The organism is Ruminococcus sp. NK3A76 (assembly GCF_000686125.1).
Taxonomy (GTDB): domain Bacteria; phylum Bacillota; class Clostridia; order Oscillospirales; family Ruminococcaceae; genus NK3A76.
In genome coordinates this window covers 309948-326450 of record NZ_JMMA01000002.1, presented here as the reverse complement: position 1 = coordinate 326450, position 16503 = coordinate 309948, and the positions used below count along the sequence as shown (strand labels likewise).

General features: G+C 48.9%; 13 protein-coding genes. All 13 read right to left on the bottom strand.

What is annotated here, in order from left to right:
• Positions 1-27: 27 nt before the first annotated feature.
• Positions 28-1389 carry a UDP-N-acetylmuramoyl-tripeptide--D-alanyl-D-alanine ligase gene (gene murF, locus CD05_RS0101705; RefSeq protein WP_028509034.1) on the bottom strand — a complete coding sequence of 454 codons (1362 nt, stop codon included), beginning with the start codon at positions 1387-1389 and terminating at the stop codon, positions 28-30.
• Positions 1390-1451: 62 nt separating this feature from the next.
• The gene (locus CD05_RS0101700; protein ID WP_028509033.1) at positions 1452-2891 is read right to left on the bottom strand and encodes a UDP-N-acetylmuramoyl-L-alanyl-D-glutamate--2,6-diaminopimelate ligase; all 1440 of its coding nucleotides are present in this window, start codon (positions 2889-2891) and stop codon (positions 1452-1454) included.
• 12 nt (positions 2892-2903) lie between these two features.
• On the bottom strand, positions 2904-3449 hold the full coding sequence (locus CD05_RS0101695; protein WP_028509032.1) for a hypothetical protein: 546 nt from the start codon (positions 3447-3449) through the stop codon (positions 2904-2906).
• A gap of 12 nt (positions 3450-3461) precedes the next feature.
• Positions 3462-5792, bottom strand: coding sequence for a penicillin-binding transpeptidase domain-containing protein (locus CD05_RS0101690; RefSeq protein ID WP_028509031.1), 2331 nt, complete (start codon positions 5790-5792; stop codon positions 3462-3464).
• Positions 5793-5953: 161 nt separating this feature from the next.
• On the bottom strand, positions 5954-6430 hold the full coding sequence (locus tag CD05_RS17045; protein ID WP_051588762.1) for a cell division protein FtsL: 477 nt from the start codon (positions 6428-6430) through the stop codon (positions 5954-5956).
• Between the two features lie 48 nt (positions 6431-6478).
• Complete coding sequence (rsmH, locus tag CD05_RS0101680; protein WP_028509030.1) at positions 6479-7417, bottom strand: 16S rRNA (cytosine(1402)-N(4))-methyltransferase RsmH; 939 nt, start codon at positions 7415-7417, stop codon at positions 6479-6481.
• Positions 7417-7845 (bottom strand): division/cell wall cluster transcriptional repressor MraZ, encoded by a 429-nt coding sequence (gene mraZ, locus CD05_RS0101675; protein ID WP_242841218.1) that lies wholly within the window; start codon positions 7843-7845, stop codon positions 7417-7419. The genes rsmH and mraZ overlap by 1 nt, the downstream gene beginning before the upstream one ends.
• A 596-nt stretch (positions 7846-8441) precedes the next feature.
• The gene (locus tag CD05_RS0101670; RefSeq protein ID WP_028509028.1) at positions 8442-10289 is read right to left on the bottom strand and encodes a DUF5104 domain-containing protein; all 1848 of its coding nucleotides are present in this window, start codon (positions 10287-10289) and stop codon (positions 8442-8444) included.
• Positions 10286-10816, bottom strand: coding sequence for an inorganic diphosphatase (locus CD05_RS0101665; protein WP_028509027.1), 531 nt, complete (start codon positions 10814-10816; stop codon positions 10286-10288). The genes CD05_RS0101670 and CD05_RS0101665 overlap by 4 nt, the downstream gene beginning before the upstream one ends.
• Before the next feature lie 20 nt (positions 10817-10836).
• Positions 10837-11412 (bottom strand): hypothetical protein, encoded by a 576-nt coding sequence (locus CD05_RS0101660; RefSeq protein WP_028509026.1) that lies wholly within the window; start codon positions 11410-11412, stop codon positions 10837-10839.
• Positions 11413-11836: 424 nt separating this feature from the next.
• Positions 11837-13876 carry a DHHW family protein gene (locus CD05_RS19365; protein WP_051588761.1) on the bottom strand — a complete coding sequence of 680 codons (2040 nt, stop codon included), beginning with the start codon at positions 13874-13876 and terminating at the stop codon, positions 11837-11839.
• Positions 13877-13889: 13 nt separating this feature from the next.
• On the bottom strand, positions 13890-15320 hold the full coding sequence (locus CD05_RS0101650) for an MBOAT family O-acyltransferase (RefSeq protein WP_028509025.1): 1431 nt from the start codon (positions 15318-15320) through the stop codon (positions 13890-13892).
• Between the two features lie 372 nt (positions 15321-15692).
• A complete protein-coding gene (locus CD05_RS0101645; RefSeq protein ID WP_028509024.1) occupies positions 15693-16319 on the bottom strand; it encodes a hypothetical protein in 627 nt (208 codons plus the stop codon).
• Positions 16320-16503: the final 184 nt, after the last annotated feature.

Sequence of the window (16503 nt, the reverse complement as noted above, 5' to 3'; positions counted from 1 at the left end):
AGCACGCCCCCGTAGGGCGTCAGCTCGTTATAATGCATCTACAACTTCTTCGAGCTTCATGCCACGGCTGCCCTTGAACCATACTGCATCGCCGGGCTTGACTTCTGCCTTGACTGCTTCTGTAAGCTCCTCCCTCGTCTCGAAGTGGAAGCACTTATCCTTGTCAAAGCCTTTCTTTACAGCGCCCTCTATGAAATACTTAGCGTTCTCGCCGTAGCAGAATATCATATCAGTCGTGCTGACACCAAGTGCCTCGCCTACCATTTTGTGCAGCTTGGGCGCCATCTTGCCCATTTCGAGCATATCGGCGATAACGGCTATCCTTCTGCCGCCCTCAGCCACATTGACCTGCGAGAGCACGGATATGCCGGCCTTCATCGAGTCGGGTGCTGCGTTGTAGCAGTCTATTATCATGGTTATGCCGTTACGCTGCTGAATATTCTGCCTCATGCCGTCGGGCTTGAAGGCTGCTATGCCCTTTGCCATGTCCTCAGTGCTCATGCCGAGCTCCAGACCAACGGCAAATGCCGCAAGAGCGTTCTTTATATTATGCTCGCCGTAGCAGTTTATCGTAACAGGTGTCACGCCTGCCTTGCTGTTTATATCAAGTGTTATCACGCCGCCGTCTGTCTTTATGTTTGAAGCGTATACATCGCAGCTTTTCTTTGACATCGAGTAGCTTACAGTCCTTCTGCCGCCACGGGGGGTGACATTTGCAAGCAGCTTGTCGTCGCCGTTAATAACAAGCGGTGCGTCGTATGAGCAGCCGTCGAGTATCTCCATTTTGGCTTTGAGTATGCCCTCCTGCGTGCCAAGGTTCTCGATGTGCGAGAATCCTATGTTGGTTATCACAGCGATAGTCGGGCAGGCGCAGAGGGAAAGGCGTGATATCTCGCCGAAGTGGTTCATGCCCATCTCTATTACGGCCGCCTGTGTGTCCTTCTCTATCTCGAAAAGTGTGAGCGGCAGGCCTATCTCGTTGTTGTGGTTGCCCTCTGTCTTAAGGGTCTTATATCCCTGCGACAGCACGCTTGCTATCATTTCCTTGGTAGATGTCTTGCCGACGCTGCCTGTAACGCCTATAAGCGGTATCTCAAACTTATTCCTGTAATGGCAGGCGAGGTTTAAAAGCGCACGCCTTGTCGAATCAACGACTATGCACTTTGCGTTCTCTATCGGGCGCTCGGTGATAACGGCCTCAGCACCGAGCTCGGTAGCCTGCGCTGCAAAGTCGTGGCCGTCAAAGTTCTCGCCTTTGAGTGCTATGAAAACGCACCCTGCCTTTATGGCTCTTGTGTCGGTGCATACGCTCGACACCTCGATGTCGGACGGAAAACCAAAGCTGCCGTCAACCACCTCAACTATTTCTTTTAATGTCATATTTACCATCGGTCTTTACCGTCCTCTCTTTTTTATTGCTTTCCCGGATACCAAAGTGTACCCTTTGCAGGTCAGCCGTCAAGCTCTGCAAGCGCCTCGGCTACTACCTCACGCTCGTCAAAGTGTATCTTCTTCATGCCTGCAAGTATCTGATAATCCTCGTGCCCTTTTCCTGCGAGCACGATGATGTCACCGCTCTTTGCGTTCTTTACAGCCCAGTGAATAGCCTCACGCCTGTCGGTTATCGTGATGTAGGGCTTGTCAGTACCCTCCAAGCCGGGGAGTATATCCTTTATGATAAGCTCGGGGTCTTCGTTCCTCGGGTTATCAGATGTAACGATAAGAAAATCAGCATACTCCGCCGCAGCCTTTGCCATGAGCGGACGCTTCTTGGCATCTCTGTTGCCGCCGCAGCCGAAAAGGCATCTGAGCGTGCCGTCCGAGCACTCCTTGATAGTCGAGAGCACGTTGACAAGAGCATCAGGCGTGTGCGCATAGTCGCATATCACCGTAAAGTCCCTGCCGGTAGGCACTACCTCGACTCTGCCCCTGACGCCCTCTATCTCGCCCAGGAGCGGAACTATCTTCGCAGCGTCAAAGCCGAGTGCTTCAAATATCGCAATAACAGTCAGCGAGTTCGATGCGTTGAACATTCCCGGCATTGCAAATCTCACAGGATATTTTGCGCTGCCGTCGTTGAAGTCATATTCAAGCCCGTGTGCTGTGAGTCTGATGTTCTCGGCATTGTAATCGCCCTCGCCCTTTACCGAGAGCGTCTTCTTGGGAATGCTTATCTCGTTAAAATATCTCTTGCCGTAATCATCGTCTATGTTTATTATAGCCTTGTCTGATATCGAAAAGAGTATCTTCTTGGCGTTATAGTAATTTTCCATAGTTCCGTGGACATCGAGATGGTCCTGCGTGAGGTTCGTGAATGCACCTACCGTGAAATGGCAGCCCTCAAGCCTTTTCTGCTCAAGACCCTGAGACGACACCTCCATGATGCAGTATTCGCAGCCCTCCTTGACCATTTCGCCGAAAAGCTCTGCAAGGTCATACGGCTCGGGGGTGGTGCGCTCGGTGTGTATCACACGGTCGTTTATCTCGTTGCTGACAGTGCCTATAAGCCCTGCCTTTATGCCGAGCTTGTCAAATATGCGCTTTGTCACAGTCGTGATAGTAGTCTTGCCGTTTGTGCCTGTTACGCCTATGAGCTTTATCTTCTTCTGCGGGCTGCCGAAGAAGTTAAGGCAGAGCACAGGATATGCAGCCCTTGTGTTTTCAACGATGACCTGGTTTTCAAGCCCTAAGTCACGCTCAGCTATTATGACCTTTGCGCCACGCTTTATCATTTCCTCTGCGCTGTCGTGCCCGTCAAAGGTATTGCCCTTTATGCACACAAATGCAAAGCCCGGGCGCATTTCCTTTCTGGTGTCACTTGTTATATCCGTGATGTCGATATCGGGAAGGGAGGTCTGCGCTACCCCCTCCAAAAGCTGTGAAAGTTTCATATCAATTTCTCCTTACCCTTCTGTATACCTAAATTCTACGCTGCCGTCAGCCCTGAATGTTACATACACATCTCCTTCTATCGCAAGGGAGGAATACTGCTCCAATGAAAAAACAGTGTCGCCGTTTCTGTATATGCTTATATATCTTAGCTCAAAGCCATCAGCAAGCTCTGCCGCATCATTTGGCCTTTTGTCAAAAAACAAATCGCTGCGCTCGTTTAAAAAATACTCCGCCGCTGCCTGCTTGACCGTTCTCTCGGTACCCCTCTTGTCAGCGGCATACTCCTCAAGCCTTCTGTAGCAAAGGTCAGCCCCCTGCGAATCCACGGTATCTCTGTCGATATAAACTCCGAGCATTCTTTCATACGGGTCATCGGCATCCGCCGTCTCAAACCACTCTATCTCGCCCTCATAGCCAAACTCGGGCGGCACACAGTTTGCAGCATCAACAAAATGGAACTCCCCGAGAGGGAAGTACACGGTTTTTTCCGCCTGCTCATGCTCGACTGTCAGCTTTTCCTCTTTCTCCCTGCCAAAAAGTGCATTTAAAAATCCCATTTATTCTGCTCCTTATTCATGCAGTGCATCGACTGCTGTTATAGTTACTGACACGATAGTACCCTCCGGCACCTGCTTGCCGGCCTCTATGCTCTGGTCGTTGAGGGCTACTGCCTTTTCTGCGTCTGAGTCGTTGCCCTTTACGCAGATATTAAGGCCGCTCTGCTCGACTGTCTCGATAGCGTTTTCCTTGTTAAGGCCTGTAAGCGGCGGAACAGTGTACATCTGCTCGGGCGTGTCGTCTGTGTAGAGCACGACAGTACCGCTCTTGACGAGCGTGCCGCCTGCCGGCGACTGTTTGAGCACCGAGTCACCGCTGCCGACTACCTTGACGTTCAGGCCGAGTGCTTCGATAGCGCTCTTGGCTTCGCTTACCGGCAGATACTGCTCGTTGGGAACAGACACCTGTATCTCTGCAAGCTCCTCCTCGGTATACTCAGGGAAGAAGCCGAGGTAAGGGAGCACCTGTGTCATAGCCTCGACGCAGACAGGCGTTGCGACCTGTGCGCCGTAGTATTTCTCGCCCTGCGGCTCGTCTACCATGACAAGGATTATCACCTGCGGGTCGTCAGCCGGTGCGAAAGCACAGTAAGAGCCGACGTGCGTGTTACCTGTCGGGTCAACGTCCATCTTCTGCGATGTACCCGACTTACCGCCTATCTTGTAGCCCTGGATATAGCAGTTGCCCGAATGCTCGGTAGTTACGTTGTATTCGAGCACGTCACGCATATCCTTGGAAGTCTCCTCGGATATTACCTGTCTCTTGATAACGGGGTCAAATTCCTTGACTATCTTGCCGTTTGAGTCAACTATCTTGTTGACTATCTGCGGTGTGACGAGATATCCGCCGTTTATTGCCGCAGAATATGAGGTTATCATCTGAATGGGTGTTATCTTGTTTGCCTGACCGAAGCTCGAAACTGCAAGGTCAACGTCAGACATAGTATCTTCTGTGTAATAGAAGCTGTCGGCTTCGTTAGGCAGGTCGATGCCTGTCTTTTCGGTAAGGCCGTATGCCCTGAAGTAATTGCAGAAGCCCTTAACGCCGAGCTTTGCGCCTATCTCCATAAACGCCGGGTTACAGGAGTTGATTATCGCCTGAGCAAAGCTCTGGCCGCCGTGTCCCTGAGGGTACGACCAGCAGTGTATCTCCTGCCCCTGAACGGTAAGGCTGCCGCCGCAGTTGAAGGGGCCGTCGAGGGTTATAGCCTTTTCTTCAAGTGCTGACGAACCGGTTATTACCTTGAATACCGAGCCGGGGTTGTAAAGCTCCGAGATAGCCTTGTTCGTCCACTGCTTTGTGAGGTATCTTATATGCTCCTTCTGGTATTCCTTGCTGTCCTCGTCCATGCCTGCAAGTATCTGGGCGTAGTTCTCGTCGAAAACATCGTTCGGGTGGTTAGGGTCACAGCCCCTGATAGTCGCCATAGCGTACACCTGACCGGTCTTGGGGTTCATGATTATGCCGCAGGCACGCTCCTTGGGGTTGAATTCATCGACCGACTTTTTGAGAGCGCTTTCGAGGTAGAGCTGAATAGTCGTGTCGATATTGAGGTAGAGCGAGTCGCCGTCCTGCGCATCGAAGCTCTGCTTGTACTTGTAGGGTATAGCCTCGCCGTCTCTGTCCTTTGCGATAACGCTTCTGCCGTCAACGCCCGAGAGGTAGTCGTTGTAGTAAGCCTCGATACCGTAAACGCCGTCGCCGTCTGCATTGATATAGCCGAGCACCGCACCAGCAAGCTCGTTCTGCGGATAGAAGCGCTTTGTCGTCGGCTCGCATCTTATACCGTCGAGCTCATTGTCCGAGAGGAACTTGTTTATCTTATCGCAGGTGGTCTTTTCGACCTCCTTCTTGATTATCTCGTACATCGTGTCGGCCTCGCACTTTTCCTTTACGGTCTTAGCCTCGACCATAAGCTCCTCCGAGAGCAGTGCCACGAGCTCGTCATACAGCTTGTCAGCGCTCTTGCATTCATCAAGGGTCTTCTGATACTCAGCACGCTTTTTCGAGTCGTCCTCCTCCGAGATGTCCTGTTTTATCTTTTCTATCTTGTCGTCCTTGGCTTTGAGCTGCTCTTTGAGCATCACGGGGTCTGCGTAGACGTTATACACAGTCGAGCTCTGTGCGAGCACCTGTGATTTTGCGTCGTATATCGCACCTCTTGATGCCTTCACCACGGTGCTTTGCAGCTGCTGTGAGTTTGCAAGCTCCTGCCACATCTTTGCGTCCTTGACGGTCACCTTGAAGATGCTGTATATCAGGTATGCGACCACCGCAGCAAACGCCGCAAGTATCACGATATTAAGCCTTTTTTTCATCGAAAACGTTGGTTTATCGGTCATTGGTATGCTCGGTTCCTTTCATCATCAGTTTGTGCATTTTAACGGGCTAAAGTCGTTTTTTCGACAGCATTTTGCCCTATCTTACAATTTGCCTCTTAATTTTATATAAGACAAGAAAGCTAAGCACATAAAGTCCTTAACTTTCTTAAATAATTATTATTTTATTTGAGCCCGAGATATTCCAGAATCCCTCCTATGGTCTTCTTTATCCTCATGAATACATTGTCGTCCTCCTGCTTAACAGGCTCAGAGACTGCGTCCTTTTTAACTCTTATGTATTCTATCTGGCTCTTGTTGAGCTTTTGCAGCCCAAGCTCGTCCTCTGCGTATGACTCGACCTTTGTAAGGCCTGTTTTCTGAGCGAGCTCTGATTCCAGGCTCTTGTTCTCGTTCTCATACTGCTCAAGCTCTGCCTGGAGCTGTGCCTGCCTGCTGTAGAGCGAGCTGAGCTCGACCCTGCCGTACATTATAGCTGCCAGCAGCACACCTGCGAGAATAAATATCGCAACGAACCTTGCAACTATCACCCTGTCAAAGGTAAAGGTGCCGCTTTCGTGGGCGATCTTCCTTTTACGGTCAGTTTCCTGCTCACGCAGTTCTTCAAGGTCGTAATTATAAGCTAAATTCTGCTTTGACATATTTCCTCACCGATCCCTCAGGGGCTTATTTCTCTGCCCCGTATACATTTACACAACTTCTCTGTCTTTTAGTTTTTCAATTATTCTGAGCTTTGCCGAGCGTGAGCGGTTATTGACTTCAAGCTCCTGCTCTGATGCGGTAATTGGCTTTCTGTTGACGAGCCTGCCGCTCGGGGTCTTTCCGCAGACGCACACCGGGAAATCCGGCGGGCACTCGCAGCCCCTGCAATACTCTGCAAATCTCTGCTTTACGAGCCTGTCTTCAAGCGAGTGGAATGTGATTATACACATTCTTCCGCCGACATTCAGGCAGTCAAACGCAGCATCGAGTGCGTTTGAAAGGTGTTCAAGCTCCCCGTTGACCTCTATCCTTATCGCCTGGAAGGTCTTTTTACAGGGGTTCTTTTCTCTGCGTGCCTTCTGCGGCACGTTATTTTTTACTATCTCCGCAAGCTGAGCGGTAGTTTCGATAGCTCCCTGCTCTCTTGCCTTAGCTATGCCTCTGGCAATGCTTTTTGCGTATTTCTCCTCGCCGTATCTGAAAATGATATCGGCAAGCTGGCTCTCTGCATAATCGTTTACAACGTCACGGGCGCTCATACCGCTGCTGCTCATTCTCATATCGAGCGGCGCATCGTTATGGTAGCTAAAGCCCCTCTCTGCGTTATCGAGCTGGTATGACGAAACGCCCAGGTCAAGGAGTATGCCGTCAACTCCCTCTATGCCTGACCGGTCGAGCACCTGTCTTATCTCGTCATAGTTTGAGAGCACTACCTTTGCGTTATAGCCCTCAAGCCTCTGCGACGCTGTTTTCACAGCCTCGGGGTCACGGTCTATAGCTATCAGCAGCCCGTTTTCAAGGCGCTTTGCTATCTCCCTTGAATGCCCGGCACCGCCTGCGGTACCGTCTACATATACCCCGTCGGGCTTTATCGCAAGCCCTTCTATACACTCATCAAGCATTACCGAAAAATGCTTAAATTCCATTAAAATTCTGTCCCTTCAAGAGCCTTCATGAGCTCCTCCTCATCGACTGATGCGTTCATCTCGTCAAAGCGCTGCTTATCCCATATCTCGCATCTGTCAAAAACGCCGGAAACGATGACATCCTTTACAAGCCCTGCCTGCTCACGCAGGTTCTGGGGAATAAGTATCCTCCCCTGCTTGTCCGCCTCGACCTCTATCGCCCATGACATGATATTGCGCTGTATAGCCCTGCCTCTTATCATCGGGATAGCACGCAGCTTTTCGCATATTGCCTCGAAATTCTCATTCGAGTAGACGAAAAGGCAGCCGTCGATGCCCTTGGTAACGATGAATCTGTCGCCTATCTCATCTCTGAGCTTCTGCGGAAAGCTCATTCTTCCCTTGACGTCCATAGTCTGAGAGAAGTTACCTTTAAGCCTGTCCTGCAACGGATCCACCCCTTACGGCGTCTGGATTTATGCGATTTAGGCACTCAATACCACTTTTTCGCACTTTTTACCGCCGATACACATATTATACACTATTATTTTATAAATTGCAACCGAACATTTATTTCATTTTCCTTCATATGGGGTGTAAACAAGGGAAAACCGCCGTCGCAATACTGCATTTATGGGCGAGTGATGTTACAATTGCACGATATGTAGTAACCAGCCTGTAATATGTAAAATTTTTATGAACGCCCAGCGCTGCAAAAACACCCGACTGCGATTTTCAGCACAGCCGGCAGCATATTTGCCGCACATCTACATATTGTGTCGGCAGTTCATATATCAGTATATTGTCAATTTACTCTTACATATATAACTATACCACAATATCTTGTATTCGTCAATAGGTTTTTCATCATTTTCTCGTATTTTGACTAATTTTTTTACTTTTTAAAAGCAAACGGCGCAGACACTACATATTGTGGGCGGCAATTATTTCAAAAGGGTTACGCATTTTATGTTAAATGAGATAATTATTACAAGCGCCAAAAAAGACACCCTGCAAGGGCAGCACAGCCCTCACAGGGTAAACATCATCTTATAGTGAACGAATCGTAAGTCTCGCCGTCTGATATACTGAAATACGTCATGCCGACGTTGTCCTTGATATCGCCGTTTTTATAGCACCTGGTGATATCTATGCGGCAGGAGGTGCCCTCAACGGTGGTTATCCACAGATTGCCGTAGCATTCCTGCGTCTTGCCGTCGTAGGAGGTGTATTCCTCGGTATAGGGATAGAGCGCATCACGGTCTATCCTTCCGCCCTTGTATATCTTAAATATCTTCTCTATGCTCTTGTCGATATCGGCGTTGTTGTCTATCACGTTCTTTGAAAACAATGCCTTTATCGCCGCCGAGTCGTGGTTTTCGAGCGCCTGAAGCACAGGCTCGAAGAATTCGAGCTTTTTCTGCCGCTCGTCCTCATCGCTCCGGTCTTCATCGGTCATATAGTCAAACTCGACTATGTTGCTTATAGGCACAGCGTTCCCCTCATCGTCAAGGGCATAGGCATATATCCTGTGATGTGCGGATATACTGCGCAGGTTGATAGTCTGCCCCTCGGCGTAGTCATAGTTTATCGTATAGGGGTTATAGCCGAACTCTGTGCCGACCAGCCTGCCTGTCATCTCCTGCGCAAGGTAGATATCGACATACCTCGCAAAGCCGTCGGGCAGCTTTGGCATAGTCACGGTAAACGCCTTTTCATCGACAGTTATATTTAGCTTTTCATCGCCGAGAGCTTTTATGATATCGCTTCCGCCTGCGACAGTGAAGCTGACAGTGTCGCTCACCGGCAATACCTCTGTCTCAGGGTCTGAGTACCCCTCAGGGTCAGGGTATGTGAACACCTTGACGAGCGTCACAGTATACTCGCCTGTGATATCCTCCCTGCCATCCCACTCGACAGCCGGTATATCCAGCGTCTTTGTCAGTGCCGGGAGAGAATACGGCAGGCTGCCGCTCTCGCTCTTTGGGTGCATAAGCTCGCCGTTTCGCTCGACAAGCCATGCGATATCGCCGTACTCCTTCATGTCCTCAGGCCTTGTAACGACAAAGCTGTCATCAAGCTCCAGCCCCACCTTCGGCAGGTCAAACCTCTCGATATCCCTGTGGTCAGACACGAACTCATACGACTCGATAAGCCCCGAGCGCTTAAAGTATCTCACCTTAATGATATTCTCACGGCGCTTTTCGTTGCGCTCCCATAGCTTTTGCATGACTGCTTTATCGAGCGCTGTTATCGGCAGGCTCACGCCGTCGGCAGTCTTGACCCAGCAGCAGTTGTCATCCGAGCCGAGCTTGTCGATATACGGCACTCCGCAGGTCTCAAATGTCATAACGTCGATATAGCCTGTGGATATACTTTCAAGCTTTTCGTCAAGCGTGACGTTATAGATAGTGTTGCGCAGATGCTTTATGCCGAAATCGCCCTCCGCCGTACAGAGAAACGAATGCGACCTGCAAAAGCAAAACACTGAAATGAACCCTGCCGCACCGAGAGCGATGATATATCCTATGATGCTCTTTACAAACAGCTTCGCAGGCCTGTTGTCAGGCTTAAGGTGCGGGTTGCCGGGGTCTTTGAGCATTTTATAGACCTTAACAGACGAGGTCTTGTTTCGTATGAGCATAGCAAAAGCATCAAGGATAAGATACACAGCCCCCAGCAGGCAGAAAGCCGCCATCAGGTCACACACGGCTATCGTGTAGAGTGACTCTTTCACCGCAGAGATAGCCGTTTCATTTGCTGTCCTTGACGGGATACGCACAGCCCCGACAAACATCGAAACGACCATGCTTATCATAAGCACTGCGAAGACAACGCCACGCAGTGTCATCTTAAACCTAAGCTCCCTGAAGCTCTTTTCAAACGGTGTCATTTACAGTAGTACTCGATATATCTGTCCATGCAGGACTGAACTATCTCAACTGCCTCCTGTTCGCCCTTTACATCGTCTATCACGGTGTCCTTGCCTTCAAGCTGCTTATACACCGTGAAGAAATGGCTCATCTCATCAAAGATATGCGCAGGCAGCTGGGATATATCGGTATACATATTGTATGTAGGGTCATTGAAGGGTATAGCGATTATCTTCTCGTCAGCAGCGCCGTTATCGAGCATGGATATAACGCCTATCGGGTAGCAGTCAACGAGCGACAGCGGCACGAGCGTCTCAGAACAGAGCACGAGCACATCGAGAGGGTCGCCGTCCTCGGCATATGTCCTCGGTATAAAGCCGTAATTTGCCGGGTAGTGGGTCGAGGTATAAAGAATTCTGTCCATTTTGAGAAGGCCTGTCGTCTTGTCAAGCTCATACTTGACCTTTGAGCCCTTGGGTATCTCGATAACTGAGGTGAATTTCTTTTTGCTTATCGCCTTGGGTGAAATATCGTGCCAGATGTTCATAAACTTCACTTTCCTTTCTGTTACTTGTCTTCTGCTTTATACATTCCTTCGCTTTTAAGGTTTTCGACTATATCAAAAACATTCTCGCCGTTTACGTCTACTCTCAGGCTGATGCCGGGGGTCTCCTCAGAGAAGCCCTCCCACATTGTTCTGAGCTTGTTGACCTTCTTTATGCTAAGGTCTGAGAGCAGGGCTGCGGTCTTTCGCTTTTCGGGGCAGTAAATGGATATCTGCTGATAGTCCATAACATATATCTCGTCGTTTGAAGAATGCGACCCGAAGCCGAAGCGTGATATACCGTCCTGCACGAGCAGCTCGCCGTAGCGCTTCATGATAGCCTTTGCAACGGGTATGGTGCAGTTGTCGAGGTAGTAGATATCATACCCCGTGTCTTCTTCGTCGGCGTTTTTAGGCAGTTCAAGAAAGAAGAAAACAGGCTCATCGAGCAGACCTATAAAGCTGCCCACGAGCTGAGGAATCTTCTCAGCGCTCACCACCGCCTCAAAGCCGGAATCATTCTCTGTATATGCGCTTATCACGCTATCGTCGAGCTCAACATCGACGCCATTGATAAGCTGAAACTTTTCATTTTCCATATCCTTCACCCCCAAAGTGGTCTTTATGACATTATACCACACTTTACGCTTTTTGTAAACAGGGGGCTTTTTCAGGTAACAGGTTACAGGTAACAGGTAACAGGTAAGGTTTCCGCCAAAGGCGGACGTATGCACGTTCGGGCGGTTCCTCCCCCAACAGCAAAGCCCCCGAAGTTATGAAAACCTCGGGGGCTGATCTTTTAAGGCAATACCGCACGAAGATTGTGCGCAGATCACGCAGTCAGATTTTTCGTCAGATCACCCAGATCTGCCGCAGGAATACTACCGTATTTCAAGGTGGATTTGGGCGATATGACGGAAAAGCTGCAAGTAAGATGCGTACAAAGCCGTCAGGCGGTCTTTGTGCGGTGTTGCCTTAAATACATCGGCGTAGCCGATACCTCAACTGTTACCTGTTACCTGATTATTTCCTGTACTGTATCCTGTCGTTATCAAGAGTTGTGATGTGCGAGGGGGTGTCCATAGAGGATATCGACATCGCAAACAGCAGGTCGGTACACTTGACTTGCTTCAGGAAGTCTATAGCATTTACGTTGAAGTATCTGAAATCGACAACATAGATATGCTCAAAGCCGCCTACCATGAACGGAACAAGAGCATTGCCGAAGCTGTCCTTGAAGATAACGAGTGTACGGCCGTTCTTGACGTCGGTGTCTATCTGGCAGATGAGCTCGTCGCCGCCCATGAATACAGAGTAGGTGTTGACACCCTCTGCGTAGTCATAGAACAGCACGTCTTCCCTCTTGTTTGTGAAGTCGGTGTTGTAGTAGTAGGTCTTGTATTCATTCTTCGGCTTGAAGTATGTGAAGGTGTCGGGGTGGTTCTTTATCTCCTCGTTGTAGTCGCTGTACATATACATAGTGCCGCAGAAGTCTTCCTTGAAGTATCTGCCGTATTCCGAGAGCTCAGGGTAGTTTACGCCTGCTGCTTCTGCAAATATCTTGCCTGCGTAGTATGCGCCAAGCGGCTGCCAGTGGTGGTCTGTACGGGAATAGATATACTCCTCGGTGTGCTTTTCAAGCTCAGGGTAAACATCAACCGTGATGATGTCCTTGACGTTTCGCCTCATGACCTCGATATTGTCAGGCTGGCTCGCAACCGTGTCCTCAAAGTTCTTGGGGATATAGTATGCCGAGGATATCGGTATAGGCATATTATAGACATTCACCTTGCTGCCGAGCTCCTGCTTGTACTTGTTTATCGTCTTTGCATAAAGCTCAGAGTTTTCAAAAGTACCGTAGAAAGCCGAGACTGCTCTAACATTGTTGCCCGAGCCCTCGACGATAACGCTGCCGTAGACAGTGCCCTCATCAAAGTTTGTCTCCACCTGCTTTACCTGCTCCTGCATGGTGGTTATCTTTTCCTCAGGCTCTGTCTCCTTGGGCTCGCCGCCGTCGCCGCCGTCCTCTTCAGAGCTGTCGTCGTCTACCACAGCAGCTATATTGACATTGGCAGTAGCAGTAGTCACTATCTTTGAGGGCTCTTCGAGCACCTCTTTCTTGACGACCTTGACGTTTGAGGATATCTTTACGTCGTCCTTGGGGCCGTAGTGAGAGGTTATATCAGCGCTCATTCTTTTGAGCTCCTCTCTGCCGGGAACTGTGTCTGTAAAATACTCGGTCACTTTCTTTGCAAAGCTGCCGTCAAAGTAGCTGTCCTTTGAAAAGCTCGGCATTGTAGCGAGCATTCTGTTTTCCGAGTTTATAAAGCCGCTCTCTCGGTCGGCAAATAGCAGATATGCAAATATGCCGAATATGCACAGCAGGCAGCAGGCAGCGTTTATAAAGCGGAACTCCGAGCGGAAGAGGTTGGGCTCACGCTTTTTGGGCGGCTCAACATGATAGAGCTCCTCAAACAGCTTGTCGTACTCCTCCTTGGCAAGCAGCCTTTCCTGCTCGATAGCCTCCTCCTCATCGTCAGAGACAGTCATCTTTATCACAGCGTCCTCCCCCTCAAAAACTACAGGGAGAACAGGCTCGTACTTTTTCTTTTTCTTCTCATTAAGGTCATCGGGCACATAGGGGTTATCAAGCTCTGCCGGGGGCTCCTGCTCCTCCTCTGTCTCCTGTGCCTTTTCGCTTTCCTCCGAAGGCTCGCTGTCCTCAGGCTCCTTGGTCTCAGGTACACTGTCCTCAGTCTCGCTGACCTCAGTTTCTTCTTTAGTCTCTGTGACCACTTCGGGTTCTTTTTTCTCTTTGGTTTCCTTGTGCTTCTTTTCCTTTTTAGCCTTTTTTATAACCTCAAGAGCCATGAACTGCTCGTCGATATCCGCCTTTGTTTTAGCGGCGGCCTCCTCATCGACCTTTTCCCACTCGTCATTGCCGGTCAGAGCGTCGAAGCTGTCGAGCCGGCTTATGCTCTCGGCAAAGAGCTTATCGAGCTTTTCAAGCTGCTTTGAGGGGTCAAAGCTGCCGTCAAGCGGCTTTTTGTCTTTATTCTTCATAATAACTCACCTGTCAGAATCTGAAATACAAGAACGGATTATTTGTAGTATTAACGAGCAGTATGCTGCAAATAAGCAGTATGGCAAGGTTGCACACAACGCCTGCTGACTGTATCACGACAGCGCTCGTTCTGTTTTTCATGCAGCGCTCCTTTATCTTGGGAACGATAGGCATGGTAAACAGCACGACTGCCACAAGTATATATGCGTTGTTCCTGATAACTGTCTTGGTTATAGTATCAGTTAACGGGTTGCCGTTAGCGCCGACTGTCGCCTTGAAGAACTTCAAAAGCGGCCCTGTCTTGTCAAAGTAGAATATACCGAAGCCGAAGCCTACCACGAGCACGGTATAGATATGCAGCAGCACGGCAGGGATCTTTTGAAGCCTCTCCTTGCCTATGCCTATCTCGATAAGCAGGAAGATGCCGAAGTATATGCCCCATATCGGGAAGTTCCAGCTCGCACCGTGCCAAAGGCCTGTGAGCGACCAGACTATCATTATATTGAGCAGATGCCTGCCCTTGCTGACCCTGTTGCCGCCGAGGGGGATATACACATAATCACGGAACCACGACGAGAGGGATATATGCCATCTGCGCCAGAATTCAGAAATAGACTTGGATATGAGCGGATACTTGAAGTTCTCATCAAAGTGGAAGCCGAATATCCTGCCAAGACCTATGGCTATATCGGAATATCCCGAGAAATCGTAGTAATACCACAGTGCGACCATTATTCCGCCGAACCATGCACCTGTCACAGACACTGTGCTTACAGCCGCATAGCCGTCTGATGCCTCGCCGAAGCAGGTGGAAACTATCTTGCTGATAGCGTTTGCGATGATGACCTTTTTGCCAAGGCCTAAGATTATGCGTGAGATGCCCTCTGACACCATCTGCATATCCGAGGTGCGGTATTCTATCTCCTTGCCTATCGTCGAATAGCGCACTATAGGCCCTGCGACGAGCTGCGGGAAAAGCGACACATACATAAGGAACTTGAAGAAATTATGCTGTGTGGGCACCTTATCTCTATAGCAGTCGATAGTATAGGATATCGTCTGGAAGGTATAGAAGGATATGCCTATCGGCAGCCTTATATTCGGCACGGTGAACTCTGTGCCGACAAGGTTATTGACATTCTCGACTATAAAGCCTGAATACTTGAACGCCACGAGAAGCCCTAAGTTTATCACGAGCGAGCAGACGACTGCAAGCCTCGCCGGCGTTTTGCCCCGGTTTTTTTCTATCACAAGGCCGTTTATGTAATCGACCACCGCCGAGAACACCAGCAGGCAGACCCACACAGGCTCGCCCCACGCATAGAACACCAGTGAGAAAACTATCAGCACGGCGTTTCTGATATGCAGGTTCCTCGTCATGAAATAGAATATCAAACAGACGGGCAGAAAGAAGTATATAAAGAAAAGATCTGCAAAAACCAAAAACAAAATCCCCTTTATCATCAAATCGCCTTTATGTGTACAAAAAACCACACATATCGACATACATTAATTATTATATCACACAAAAGCTCCCCTTGTCAACCCGAAAATACAACAAAAAACGCACCCGGCAGGTGCGCTTTTTATACTTTTATTAAGGCAACACCGCTGGGCCATTGTACGTCAGACACGCAGTCAAATTTTTCGTCAGATTGGCTAAATTTACCGCAGGAATACTAACGTATTTCAAGGTAAATTTGGGTAATATGACGGAAAATTTGCAAGTGGATGGCGTGCAAAGGTATCCGCCGGTGGCCCGGCGGTGTTGCCTTAAGTTTTATAACAATATTACACAGTCAAAAACACACTTTCTCAGTCGTCGATGATGCTCTTGACAGGTGCGTTGTCACGCTCGTTTCTTAGCTTGCGGTATCTGAGATAGCGCCTGATGATACTGATAAGCAGCAGCACCAGCCCCAGAACAAGAAAAGCTATCTCGGGATAATGGCGGCGCACATAGATCTTATCAAGGTTTTGTATATCAGGGTCACTTATGTAGTTATCGTTAAGCATTCTTCGCACTGTTTCTACAAGAAATACGGAAGTCTTCATATATAATATAGTTCCAGCGGCATTGAGCACGAAGGAAACTATATACTTTTTAAAGAACATCAGCAGCAGCGCCGCAAGCAGCAGCACAACGCCTATGAGCATATACACAGCATATTTCTTAGGCACCTCATGCACCTGCCCGGTGAATATACCTATAATAGTCACACCGCCGTAGTAGAAGCAGGAATAGATATAAACGCCCACCGCTATGAGTTTGAGCAAAAGGCAGTATATCGGCTCTTTTTTGAGCAGCCTTACTGATGAAAGGCTGAGAGTATCTTTTTCCCTGACTTTTTCTTTAAGCTCCTGTTCTTCTTTTTCTATCTCTTTTTTCTGCTCTATCTGCTTAAGTGATCGTTCCTTAAGGCGTTCTTTTTTTGATTTCAAAGCCGTTTTCACCTTTACCTTTAATGTATTCTGTCACAAGCACGCCGTATATGCTGCTTTCTTTTTAAATAAAACAATGCCAATGCTTATTATATCATAATATTATTCTTTTTGCAACACAAATATTTTCTTTGAATAGAAATATATTTCATTCAAACCAAAGAAAATAATACTTGCATTGCCG